Origin of the sequence: Hydrogenophaga sp. (assembly GCF_030651625.1) — a bacterium.
Taxonomy (GTDB): Bacteria; Pseudomonadota; Gammaproteobacteria; order Burkholderiales; family Burkholderiaceae_C; genus Hydrogenophaga.
The window spans coordinates 16109-27837 of the sequence record NZ_JAUSCF010000002.1 but is presented as its reverse complement, the minus strand read 5'-3'; the positions used below and the strand labels follow the sequence as shown (position 1 = coordinate 27837).

11 protein-coding genes are annotated in these 11729 nt (G+C 60.6%); all 11 read left to right on the top strand.

Annotated elements, in window-relative coordinates:
• A complete protein-coding gene (gene nuoG, locus Q7V46_RS00475) occupies positions 1-2142 on the top strand; it encodes an NADH-quinone oxidoreductase subunit NuoG (RefSeq protein WP_304911535.1) in 2142 nt (713 codons plus the stop codon).
• Positions 2139-3221: an NADH-quinone oxidoreductase subunit NuoH gene (gene nuoH / locus Q7V46_RS00470; protein ID WP_304911534.1), complete on the top strand. Its 1083-nt coding sequence runs from the start codon at positions 2139-2141 to the stop codon at positions 3219-3221. The genes nuoG and nuoH overlap by 4 nt, the downstream gene beginning before the upstream one ends.
• Before the next feature lie 15 nt (positions 3222-3236).
• A complete protein-coding gene (gene nuoI / locus Q7V46_RS00465) occupies positions 3237-3773 on the top strand; it encodes an NADH-quinone oxidoreductase subunit NuoI (RefSeq protein WP_304911533.1) in 537 nt (178 codons plus the stop codon).
• 57 nt (positions 3774-3830) lie between these two features.
• Complete coding sequence (locus Q7V46_RS00460; protein ID WP_304911532.1) at positions 3831-4487, top strand: NADH-quinone oxidoreductase subunit J; 657 nt, start codon at positions 3831-3833, stop codon at positions 4485-4487.
• A complete protein-coding gene (gene nuoK, locus Q7V46_RS00455) occupies positions 4484-4792 on the top strand; it encodes an NADH-quinone oxidoreductase subunit NuoK (RefSeq protein WP_304911531.1) in 309 nt (102 codons plus the stop codon). Before Q7V46_RS00460 ends, nuoK begins: the two co-directional genes overlap by 4 nt.
• A gap of 28 nt (positions 4793-4820) precedes the next feature.
• Positions 4821-6848, top strand: a complete 2028-nt coding sequence (gene nuoL / locus Q7V46_RS00450) for an NADH-quinone oxidoreductase subunit L (protein ID WP_304911530.1) — start codon at positions 4821-4823, stop codon at positions 6846-6848.
• Positions 6849-6861: 13 nt separating this feature from the next.
• Positions 6862-8337, top strand: a complete 1476-nt coding sequence (locus tag Q7V46_RS00445) for an NADH-quinone oxidoreductase subunit M (protein ID WP_304911529.1) — start codon at positions 6862-6864, stop codon at positions 8335-8337.
• Positions 8338-8371: 34 nt separating this feature from the next.
• Positions 8372-9868 carry an NADH-quinone oxidoreductase subunit NuoN gene (nuoN, locus tag Q7V46_RS00440; RefSeq protein WP_304911528.1) on the top strand — a complete coding sequence of 499 codons (1497 nt, stop codon included), beginning with the start codon at positions 8372-8374 and terminating at the stop codon, positions 9866-9868.
• Positions 9869-9926: 58 nt separating this feature from the next.
• Positions 9927-10229, top strand: a complete 303-nt coding sequence (locus Q7V46_RS00435) for a DUF2818 family protein (RefSeq protein ID WP_304911527.1) — start codon at positions 9927-9929, stop codon at positions 10227-10229.
• Positions 10230-10392: 163 nt separating this feature from the next.
• Entirely contained in the window at positions 10393-11025 is a 633-nt protein-coding gene (locus Q7V46_RS00430; RefSeq protein WP_304911526.1) for an NUDIX domain-containing protein, read from the top strand.
• Positions 11012-11476 carry a DUF1178 family protein gene (locus Q7V46_RS00425; protein WP_304911525.1) on the top strand — a complete coding sequence of 155 codons (465 nt, stop codon included), beginning with the start codon at positions 11012-11014 and terminating at the stop codon, positions 11474-11476. Before Q7V46_RS00430 ends, Q7V46_RS00425 begins: the two co-directional genes overlap by 14 nt.
• Positions 11477-11729: the final 253 nt, after the last annotated feature.

Here is an 11729-nt window from a genome sequence, read left to right as displayed (position 1 = left end):
ATGGTTGAAATCGAACTCGACGGCAAGAAGGTGGAGGTGCCCACTGGCAGCATGGTCATGCATGCGGCCGAGAAGGCTGGCACCTACATACCTCACTTCTGCTATCACAAAAAGTTGTCCATCGCGGCCAATTGCCGCATGTGTCTCGTGGACGTGGAGAAGGCACCCAAGCCCATGCCGGCCTGCGCCACGCCGGTCACCCAGGGCATGATCGTGCGCACCAAAAGTGACAGGGCCATCAAGGCCCAGCAGTCGGTGATGGAGTTCCTTCTGATCAACCATCCGCTCGATTGCCCCATTTGCGACCAGGGTGGCGAGTGCCAGTTACAGGATCTGGCCGTGGGTTACGGCAGTTCGGGTTCGCGCTACGAAGAGGAAAAGCGTGTGGTGTTCCACAAGGATGTGGGCCCGCTGATCTCGATGGAAGAGATGAGCCGCTGCATCCACTGCACGCGCTGCGTGCGCTTTGGCCAGGAAGTGGCCGGCGTGATGGAACTCGGCATGTCGCATCGCGGTGAACACGCCGAGATCGAAACCTTCATCGGCGAAACTGTTGATTCCGAACTCTCGGGCAACATGATCGACATCTGCCCGGTCGGTGCGCTAACCAGCAAGCCGTTCCGTTATCAGGCACGCACCTGGGAACTGTCACGGCGCAAGTCGGTGAGCCCACACGATTCCACTGGCGCCAACCTCATCATCCAGGTCAAGAACCACCGGGTGATGCGCGTCGTGCCCCTGGAAAACGAGGCCGTCAACGAATGCTGGATCGCTGATCGTGATCGCTTTTCCTATGAGGCCGTGAACAGTGAAGACCGCCTGACAGCGCCCATGCTCAAACAAGGCGGCGATTGGAAGACGGTGGACTGGCAGACGGCCCTGGAATACGTGGCCAACGGCCTCAGGCAGGTCAAGACCGACCACGGCGCCGAAGCCATTGGCTTGATTGCCAGCCCTCACAGCACGGTTGAAGAGTTGGCGCTGGCCGGTGCTTTCGTGCGTGGCCTGGGATCGGAAAACATCGACTCGAGATTGCGCCACGCCGACTCCGATAACCGCGCCGCTGTCGCAGGCCATGCACGCTGGCTGGGCATGCCCATTGAGGCCCTGGCGGGCCTGCAGCGTGTGCTGGTGGTGGGTTCGAACCTTCGCAAGGACCACCCCCTGTTTGCCCAGCGCATCCGTCAGGCGGTGCGCAAGGGCGGGGTGGTTCACCTGCTGAACGACAACTCGGCCGATTGGGCCATGCCCTTGGCTCAGCGCATTGTCAACGACAGCCGCCGGTGGGTGAGCGAGCTAGCCGGTATTGCAGCGGCCGTGGCTGCTGAAGCCGGTGTTCAGGCGCCAGTGGCTGTCGAAGAGGTGCGCGACGAAGCGCGTGCGATTGCCAAGTCACTGCTGGGCGGTGAGCGCAAAGCCGTGCTGCTTGGCAATGCAGCCGCTCACCACGAGAAAGCGGCCAGCCTGCTGTCGCTCGCCAACTGGATTGCCGAACACACGGGTGCCACCGTGGGTTACCTGAGTGAGGCCGCCAACACGGTCGGTGCACAACTTGTGGGTGCCGTACCAGGGCGTGGCGGACTGAATGTCGCCCAAATGCTGGGCGGTGCGCTCAAGGCCGTGTTGCTCCTGAACACAGAACCTGGCCGCGATTCAGCCGCTTCAGCAAAAGACCTGGCGTCGGCCGGCATGGTTGTCACACTGAGCCCTTTCAAGACCAACCTTGAGTTCAGCGATGTGCTGCTGCCCATTGCGCCGTTCACCGAAACGTCCGGCTCGTTCGTCAACGCCGAAGGGCGACTGCAAAGTTTCCATGCCGTGGTCAAGCCCTTGGGCGAGACCCGACCCGCGTGGAAGGTGCTGCGGGTGCTGGGAAATCTGTTGGGCCTGGGCGGTTTTGATGCCGATTCTTCACAGGCGGTGCTTGCCGAGGCATTGCCCGGCGTGGCTTCGGGTGCGTTCGTGGATGTCATGCGCCTGGACAACGCCGGCAGCGTGGTGCCCGATCTGGCGCCCGCCGCTCGTGTGCCCTGCGTGGCGTCCATTTACCAGCTCGATGGTCTGGTGCGCCGCGCGCCCGCCTTGCAAATCACATCCGACGGCCGCGATGGCAAGGTCTCATCGGGAGAGGTGGCAGCATGATCGATGCGATGTACAACGGCGGGCTGGGCCTGATCGCAGCGCCGTGGTGGACAACGGCCGCATGGCCTGTGCTGTGGATCCTGGTCAAGATCGTGGCGGTGCTTGCGCCGTTGATGGGCGCCGTGGCCTACCTCACGCTCTGGGAGCGCAAGCTGCTGGGTTTCATGCAAGTGCGCCATGGCCCCAACCGCGTGGGCCCGTTTGGTCTGCTGCAGCCGATTGCCGATGCGGTCAAGCTGCTGACCAAGGAAATGATTCGCCCCACGGCCGCCAGCAACGGTCTGTTCCGCCTCGGGCCCATCATGGCCATCATGCCGGCGCTGGCCGCGTGGGTGGCGGTGCCTTTCGGGCCCGATGCCATCCTGGCCAACGTGAATGCCGGGCTGCTGGTGATTCTGGCCATCACGTCGATCGAGGTTTACGGCGTGATCATTGCGGGCTGGGCGTCCAACTCCAAATACGCCTTTCTGGGAGCGTTGCGCGCATCGGCGCAGATGGTGAGCTACGAGATCGCCATCGGTTTCTGTTTCCTGGTGGTGGTCATGACCGCTGGCAGTCTGCACCTGGGCGAAATCGTCGCGTCGCAAGCGCGCGGTATGGGCGCCGACATGGGGCTGAACTTCCTGTCGTGGAACTGGCTGCCGCTGCTGCCCATCTTCGTGGTGTACCTGATCTCCGGTGTGGCCGAAACCAACCGTCACCCGTTCGACGTGGTCGAGGGCGAGGCCGAGATCGTGGCCGGCCATATGGTGGAGTACTCCGGCATGGGCTTCGCCATCTTTTTCCTGGCCGAGTACGCCAGCATGTGGCTGGTCTCCATCCTGGGCGTGCTGATGTTCCTGGGTGGCTGGTTGCCGCCTGTGGACAGCGCCGTTTTCAACTGGGTGCCCGGCTGGATCTGGCTGGGTCTCAAGACCTTTGTGGTGGTGTCCATGTTCATCTGGATCCGAGCCACCTTCCCGCGCTTCCGGTACGACCAGATCATGCGTCTGGGTTGGAAGATTTTCATTCCCGTGACCCTCATCTGGTTGCTGCTGGTTGGCGGCCTGATGCAGACGTCCTGGAATATCTGGAACTAAGCAGGGCGACCGATCATGTCTACCACCACCGCCTCCACAGCCGCATCGCCAGCGGTTGTCGCACCGTTCTCGTTCCGCGATTTTTTCAAGAGCTTTCTGCTGGTCGAACTGGTCAAGGGCATGGCCCTGACCGGGCGCTATGCCTTGCGTCGCAAGATCACAGTGCAGTTTCCAGAAGAGAAAACGCCGCTGTCGCCGCGTTTCCGTGGCCTGCATGCCCAGCGCCGCTACGAAAACGGTGAAGAGCGCTGCATTGCCTGCAAGCTGTGCGAAGCCGTGTGCCCGGCCGTGGCCATCACCATCGAATCCGACCAGCGCGAAGACGGCACCCGTCGCACCACGCGCTACGACATCGACCTGACCAAATGCATTTTCTGCGGCTTCTGCGAAGAAGCCTGCCCGGTGGATGCGATCGTGGAAACCCACATCCTTGAATACCACGGTGAAAAGCGGGGCGACCTTTACTTCACCAAAGAGATGTTGCTGGCCGTCGGTGACCGATACGAGCCAGAGATCGCTGCGGCCAAGGCGGCTGACGCCAGATACCGTTGACCGTTCAGCGACACCCCACCTGCGAAATCGCCCCGCGCATCCAGCCAGACCCCCTCTATGGACTACCAGACCGGCTTCTTCTATCTGTTCGCGGCCGTGCTGCTTTTTGCAGCCTTCCGCGTGATCACTGCGCGCAACCCTGTGCACGCAGTGCTTTTCCTGATGCTGGCTTTTTCTCAGGCGGCAGCCCTCTGGTTGCTGCTTAAAGCCGAGTTTCTTGGTATCACGCTGGTGCTGGTCTACCTGGGGGCGGTGATGGTGCTGTTCCTGTTTGTGGTGATGATGCTCGACATCAACATGGATTCGATGCGCCAGGGATTCTGGAAGCACTTTCCGCTCGCGGCAATCCTGGGTGCTCTGGTTGCGGCCGAACTGATCGCCGTGCTCTGGGTCGGCTTTCCTTCCGTGTCTGCCAGTCCGGATGCGGCGGGCGTGGGCGTCAACGCGGCCGACTATTCCAACACCCGCGAACTGGGTTTGTTGCTCTACACCGAGTACCTGTACCCCATTGAGGTGGCTGCGGTGATCCTGCTCGTGGCCATGATCGCCGCTATTGCGCTGACCCTGCGCCAGCGCAAGGACAGCAAGGCCATCAACCCTGGCCTGCAGGTGCATGTGCGTGCGGGCGACCGCCTGGTGGTGGTGCCCATGGCAGCGACTCAAAAACAGGCGCCTGCCTCTGACGCGGCTGCCACCGAGGAGGGCAAGGCATGAGCCTCACGCTGGGACACTTTCTTTCCGTGGGCGCGATCCTCTTTGCCCTCTCGGTCATCGGCATTTTCCTGAACCGCAAAAACCTGATCGTCCTGCTCATGGCGATCGAGTTGATGTTGCTCGCCGTGAACATGAATTTTGTGGCTTTCTCGCATTTCCTGGGTGACATGCACGGCCAGGTCTTCGTGTTCTTCATCCTGACGGTGGCAGCGGCCGAGTCGGCCATTGGCCTTGCAATCCTGATGCTGCTGTTCAGGAACAAATCGTCCATCAGCGTCGAAGAAATCAACACCCTCAAGGGTTGAAGCCCGATTCAGACGAGACACCACAACGATGAGCTCCACCCTTTCTGCAAGCACCCTGCTGGCCATCCCGCTGGCCCCCCTGGTCGGGGCCGCGTTGGCCGGCATCCTGGGCACCACGTTTGGCGGCAACGTGATCGGGCGCCGTGCCTCCCACACCTTCACCATCCTGGGTGTGCTGCTGGCCTTCATCCTGTCGGCAATGACGCTCAAGGACGTGATCGGTGGTGCCCGCTTCAACCAGACCATCTATGAATGGATGGTGGTGGGCGGCCTGAAGATGGAAATCGGTTTCATGGTGGACGGTCTGACCGCCATGATGATGTGCGTGGTGACCTTCGTTTCGCTCATGGTGCACATCTACACCATTGGCTACATGGAGGAAGACGCCGGCTACAACCGCTTCTTCGCCTACATCTCGCTCTTCACCTTCTCGATGCTCATGCTCGTCATGAGCAACAACCTGCTGCAGCTCTTCTTTGGCTGGGAAGCCGTGGGCCTGGTGTCCTACCTGCTGATCGGGTTCTGGTTCAACAAGCCCACGGCCATCTTCGCCAACATGAAGGCTTTCCTGGTCAACCGGGTGGGCGACTTTGGCTTCATCCTCGGCATTGGCCTGATCGTGGCCTACACGGGCACGCTGAACTACACGGAGATCTTCACGAAGATCCCGGAGCTCAGCACCGTTCTCTTCCCGGGTACGGAGTGGCTGCTCGTAACCGTGATCGGTGTGTGCCTGTTCATTGGCGCCATGGGCAAATCGGCCCAGTTTCCTCTGCACGTATGGCTGCCCGACTCCATGGAAGGTCCCACCCCCATTTCGGCGCTGATTCACGCGGCCACCATGGTCACGGCGGGCATCTTCATGGTGGCCCGCATGTCGCCGGTGTTCGAGCTGTCTGATGCGGCGCTGAACTTCATCATGGTGATCGGTGCCATCACCGCGCTGTTCATGGGTTTTCTGGGCATCATCCAGAACGACATCAAGCGTGTGGTGGCCTACTCGACCTTGTCCCAACTGGGTTACATGACCGTGGCACTGGGCGCTTCCGCCTATTCGGTGGCGGTGTTCCACTTGATGACGCACGCCTTCTTCAAGGCGCTGCTGTTTCTGGCAGCGGGCTCCGTGATCATCGGCATGCACCACAACCAGGACATCCGCTGGATGGGTGGTTTGCGCAAATACATGCCCATCACATGGATCACGTCTCTGCTGGGCACGCTGGCCTTGATCGGCACGCCATTTTTCTCAGGCTTCTACTCCAAGGACAGCATCATCGAGGCGGTGTATTTCAGCGCATTGCCAGCCTCGGGCTTTGCCTACTTCGCAGTGCTGGCCGGTGTGTTTGTCACCTCCTTCTATTCGTTCCGTCTGTATTTCCTGGTTTTCCATGGCAAGGAGCGCTACGACCAGAATCCGGAAGCGCACCATGACGATGACCATGGTCACCATGACGACCACGGACATGGCGACGGCAAGCCGCACGAGTCGCCCTGGGTGGTCACCGTGCCCTTGTTGCTGCTGGCCATCCCATCGGTCGTCATCGGCTACATGACGATCCAGCCCATGGTTTTTGGCAGCTTCTTTGCTGATGCGATCTACATCAACACCGAAATCCATCCGGCGATGGTCAAGTTCGCCGAGATCTTCCATGGCCCTCTCGCCATGGTCAGCCACGCCTTCTTCACGCCACCGCTCTACCTGGCGCTGGCAGGTGCGATCACGGCCTGGTACATGTACCTGGTGAACCCGGCACTGCCAGCGGCCATTGGCCGTGCGCTGCGCCCCGTCGTGACGATCCTCGAGAACAAGTACTACATGGACTGGTTCAACGAGAACGTGCTGGCACGTGGGGCACGCGGGCTCGGGCTTGGCTTGTGGAAGGGTGGTGACAGAGGGGTCATCGAAGGAGGGGTGGTCAACGCCAGCTGGAAGCTGGTGGGGCTGGTGTCGTCCGTGGTGCGCCGCGCGCAGACCGGTTACCTGTACCACTATGCGCTGGTAATGATCGTGGGCGTGCTGCTGTTCATGACGTATTTCGTCTGGCTCGCCAAATAAGAGGAAGAACAAGATGGGTTTGTTGAGCCTTGCGATCTGGACGCCGGTATTTTTTGGCGTCGTGCTGCTGGCGTTGGGCCGTGACGATCAGGCACACATGGTGCGCTGGATGGCGCTGGTGGGCGCCATCGCCGGACTGGCTGTGACCGTGCCGCTCTACGCCGGCTTCGAGCTGGGCACGGCGAGCATGCAGTTTGTGGAGAAGGCCACCTGGATTGAGCGATTCAATGTGCACTACCACCTGGGTGTGGATGGCATATCGCTCTGGCTGGTGTTGCTGACGGCCTTCATCAATGTGGTGGTGGTGGTTGCCAGCTGGGAGTCCATCACGCAGCGTGTCAACCAGTACATGGGCGCCTTCCTGATTCTCTCGGGCCTCATGATCGGTGTGTTCAGTGCGCAGGATGCGATGCTGTTCTACGTGTTCTTTGAGGCCACGCTGATCCCGATGTACCTGATCATTGGTATCTGGGGCGGCCCCAACAAGATCTACGCCGCGTTCAAGTTCTTCCTTTACACGCTGCTGGGCTCCCTGTTGATGCTGGTGGCGCTCATCTACCTCTACACCGAATCGGCAGGCAGTTTCGCTCTGGCCGACTGGTACCAGTTGCCGCTGAGCAGCACGGCGCAGACACTGCTTTTCTTCGCCTTCTTCGCGGCTTTTGCGGTCAAGGTGCCGATGTGGCCCGTGCACACCTGGTTGCCGGATGTGCACGTCGAGGCACCCACCGGCGGATCGGCTGTGCTGGCCGCCATCATGCTCAAGCTCGGGGCTTATGGTTTCCTGCGTTTCTCGATGCCGATCCTGCCGGATGCCTCTCACGAATGGGCCTGGCTGATGATTGCGCTGTCGCTGGTGGCGGTGATCTACGTGGGTCTGGTGGCCATGGTGCAGCAGGACATGAAAAAGCTGGTGGCGTATTCGTCGGTGGCCCACATGGGTTTCGTCACCTTGGGCTTCTTCGTCTTCAATGATCTCGGCATGGCGGGCGGTATCGTGCAGATGATCGCCCACGGTTTTGTGTCGGCCGCCATGTTCCTGGCCATCGGCGTGCTCTACGACCGCGTGCACTCCCGTGAGATTGCCGACTACGGTGGTGTGGTCAACACCATGCCCAATTTCACCGCATTTGCGCTGCTGTTCGTGATGGCGAACGCAGGTTTACCGGGCACGGCCGGGTTTGTCGGTGAGTGGATGGTGATCCTGTCGGCCGTCAAAGCGAATTTCTGGATTGGTATGGGCGCCGCGTCGGCGCTGATCTTTGGCGCTGCTTATTCGCTGTGGATGTTCAAACGGGTGTACCTGGGTGCGCCGGCCAACGACAACGTCAAGGGGTTGACCGACATCAATGCGCGTGAATTCCTCGTCATGGCTGTGCTGGCCATTGCCGTGCTGTTCATGGGCGTGTATCCCAAGCCCTTCACCGATGTGATGGACGCCTCGGTCGCCGAATTGCTGCGCCACGTGGCCATCTCCAAACTGAACTGATTCCGTGACCAGCAAAATGCAAGAGAGCGCTTACATGATTGACAACCTCAGCTGGGTCGCGGCTTACCCTGAAATCCTGTTGCTGGTGATGGCCTGCGTGATCGCGTTGCTGGACCTCGCCGTCAAGAGTCCGCTGCGCGGCGCCACCTACGTACTGACATTGCTGACCCTGGCGGTCGTGGCGGTGCTGCAGGGTTACTACGCCAGCACGGGCATCACCATCATGGGATGGGGTGGCATGGTCGTCAGCGATCCCATGGGCAACTGGCTCAAGTGCTTCGCTGCACTGGCCGTGATGGTCACACTCGTGTATGGCCGGACCTATGCAGGTGCGCGAGACATGTTGCGCGGCGGTGAAATGTTCACCCTTGCGCTGTTTGCGCTGCTGGGCATGTTCGTCATGATCTCGGGCCACAATTTCCTGGTGATCTACCTTGGGCTGGAATTGTTGACGCTCTCCAGCTATGCGCTGGTGGCGTTGCGGCGCGATGACGTGCAGGCCACCGAAGCCGCCATGAAGTACTTCGTGCTCGGCGCCCTGGCCAGCGGCTTTTTGCTCTACGGCCTGTCCATGGTGTACGGCGCGACCGGCTCGCTGGACCTGTCGACGGTGATGCAGGCGATTGCAGGTGGCGAAGCCACGCTCAAGGGCTCGAGTCAGGTGCTGGTGCTGGGCCTGGTGTTTGTGGTTGCGGGCCTGGCCTTCAAACTGGGCGTGGTGCCCTTCCACATGTGGGTGCCAGATGTTTACCACGGTGCGCCCACCGCGATCACACTGATGATTGGTGGTGCGCCCAAGCTGGCGGCCTTTGCCATCGTCATCCGCTTGCTCGTTGAAGGCATGTTGCCGCTGGCGTTCGACTGGCAACAGATGCTTGGCGTGCTCGCTGTGGCCTCATTGCTGGTGGGCAACCTGGCGGCCATTGCACAGACCAACCTCAAGCGCATGCTGGCCTTCTCCACCATCGCCCAGATGGGGTTCATGTTGCTGGGCCTGCTCGCGGGTGTGGTCGATGGGGATACCGGCAACATGGCCAACGCTTACGGATCGTCGATGTTTTACGTGGTCACCTATGTATTGACCACGCTGGGCGCTTTCGGTGTGATTCTGCTGCTGTCACGCGACGGTTTTGAGTCGGAAAACATCAGTGACCTCGCAGGCCTGAATCAGCGCAGTCCGTTGTATGCCGGCGTGATGGCGATCTGCATGTTTTCCCTGGCTGGCGTGCCGCCGCTGGTGGGCTTCTACGCCAAACTCTCGGTGCTGCAGGCATTGCTGGCGTCCAGCGGCGCTTTCTACATCGGCCTTGCGGTGTTTGCGGTGTTGATGTCGCTGGTAGGTGCTTTCTACTACCTTCGCGTGGTCAAGGTGATGTACTTTGACGCAGCTACCCAGACCGCAGAAATCGTCGCGGGCGCAGACGCACGCTCCGTGCTCTCGATCAATGGTGCCCTTGTGCTCTTGCTGGGCATCGTGCCCGGGGGATTGATGACCTTGTGTGCGCAGGCGGTTTCCACGCTGTTTATCTGAAGATGCGTTTGATCATCGGGGTGAACTCACTGCCCCAGGTTCAGTCGAACGTCCCACCATGACCCATCAAACCTCTATCTGGCTGGTGCTGCTGGCCGCGCTCGTGGCCGCGAATATCCCATTTTTGAATGACCGTTGGCTGGCTGTGATACCGCGCGCCAATCCCAAGACCTTGGGGATGCGCGCTGCCGAACTGTTCGTTTGTTATTTGCTGGTGGGGGCGGTCGGTCTGGCACTTGAGCAATACGCTGGTCAGATCTCCCCGCAAGGGTGGGAGTTTTACGCCACCACGGGAGCCTTGTTCCTGACACTTGCTTTCCCGGGTTTTGTCTACCGCTACCTGTTCAAGCGGAGAACATGAAGCACCCCCGCGTCGCTTTGCGCCACCCCCTCAAGGGGGCACACCTTCGGACCGGCAGAGCCGGATCCTGGGTGTCGCTGGATGGGGGGCAGTCCGCTCCGGAAAGTACTGACAACACCTCCACGTCGCCTTGCGCCACCTCCTTCCTACCAGACCCATCTGAATGAGTGACTTACCCATGGGCAGCGATGACCATCTGCGAGAGACCACGCTCGATCGCACCGAGCTGCTGAATGGTCATTTCTTGCACGTGGTGCGTGATGCGGTGCGTTTGCCCAGTGGTCGCGATGCCACGCGGGAATACGTGCTGCACCCCGGTGCTGTGATGGTGGTTGGTCTGCTTGACGATGGCCAGGTGGTGCTGGAGCGCCAGTACCGCCACCCGATGCAGCGCGTGATGATCGAGTTTCCTGCCGGCAAACTGGATGCAGGGGAGGGCAGCCTGGCCTGCGCCCGACGTGAAATGCGGGAAGAAACCGGCTACAGCGCCAGAGAATGGGCTTTTGCAGGGCGCCTCGCTCCCACCGTTGCCTATTCGAATGAGCTTATCGATATCTGGTTCGCTCGCGGATTGAGCCTGGGAGAACGCAAACTGGATGAGGGCGAATTTCTCGACGTGATCACTGCCACACCGAACCAACTGCATGCGTGGTGCCGCAATGGCGAAGTGGTCGATGGCAAGACCCTGGTTGGCACTTTGTGGTTGCAACAAGTGCTGCAAGGCGCCTGGGCACTGGACTGGTCGGCAGATCCAGCCATGCCTCTGCCGGATAATCCGCCCCATGAAGGTTCTTGACCTGCAGTGTTCTCGGCAGCACAGCTTTGAAGGCTGGTTCGCTTCTGAGCGCGATTTCGGTGACCAGTTGGCGGACGGCCTGGTCACGTGCCCCATGTGTGGCGATGCACAGGTGCACAAGATGCTTTCGGCGCCCCGGTTGAATCTGGGTGCGGCGCGCGAGCCCGAAGGTTCCAGTCCGGATCCGTTACAGAAGCAGGCGGTGCAGGCCAGAGGCGCGCAAACGACGTTGCAGACGCAAATGCTCATGGCGATGCGCCATGTGCTCGCCCATACCGAAGACGTGGGTGAGCGCTTTGCCGACGAAGCACGGGCCATGCATCAGGGAGAGATCGATCAGCGAAGCATCAGGGGACGCGCCAGTCCGGAAGAAGCGCTTGCCTTGATCGAGGAGGGCATCGAGGTCCTGCCACTGCCCGATCTTCCACCGCTCAAGGAAACGCTGCAGTAGCACCCCTTCAGCCGTGCGCAGAGACGCATGGGATGCGCCAGTGCGCGAATGCCGCCCCTTGCTGGAGCGTGTTTGCCAAACCTGGTTTTTGCGGTACCGTGGCCTTGGCTGCTCCGGTTGGCGTACTTCTTTCTCCATGCATTTCATGCATAAAGCCATGGTATGGGTCCATGCAATCCACTACTGACCCGGTTGGGAGGCACTGTTCGCTCCTAGAATTTGCGCGACCTGAGACCTGCTCAGTGACTTCTCC